At 71.7% G+C, this 453-nt stretch carries 1 pseudogene; it reads left to right on the top strand.

Going from position 1 to position 453, the window contains the following annotated elements:
- Positions 1–453 (top strand): annotated as a pseudogene (locus OR16_RS39220) (5-oxoprolinase); the annotation flags it as partial.

Here is a 453-nt window from a genome sequence, read left to right as displayed (position 1 = left end):
ATTCGGCGCTGGTGGTGCCGTTCGGCACGTTGCCCGCCATGCAGGCGGCCTTCGATGCCGCCTATCGCCAGCGCTATGCCTTCCTGATGCAAGGCAAGCCGCTGATCGTGGAGGCGCTGTCGGTGGAGGCCATCGGCAGCAGCGAGCCGCCCGAGGAAAAACTGCCCGAGCCGTTGCCGCGCGCCGGCGGCCCCGTGCCGGCGGAACAGGTCCGCATGTTCAGCGGCGGCACCTGGCACGACACCGGCCTGTTCCCGCGCGACACGCTGCGCCCCGGCGACGTGCTGCCTGGCCCCGCCATCATCGCCGAGCGCAACGCCACCACGGTGGTGGAACCCGGATGGCAGGCCGAGCTCACCGGGCGCGATCACCTGGTGCTGACCCGCGCCGTGCCGCGTCCCCTGCGGCGCGCCATGGGGACCGACGCCGATCCGGTCATGCTGGAAGTGTTCA

Origin of the sequence: Cupriavidus basilensis OR16 (genome assembly GCF_000243095.1) — a bacterium.
GTDB classification, from domain to species: Bacteria; Pseudomonadota; Gammaproteobacteria; order Burkholderiales; family Burkholderiaceae; genus Cupriavidus; species Cupriavidus basilensis_D.
Note: the sequence above shows the minus strand (reverse complement) of the source record. Positions and strands in the feature narration are given on the sequence as shown.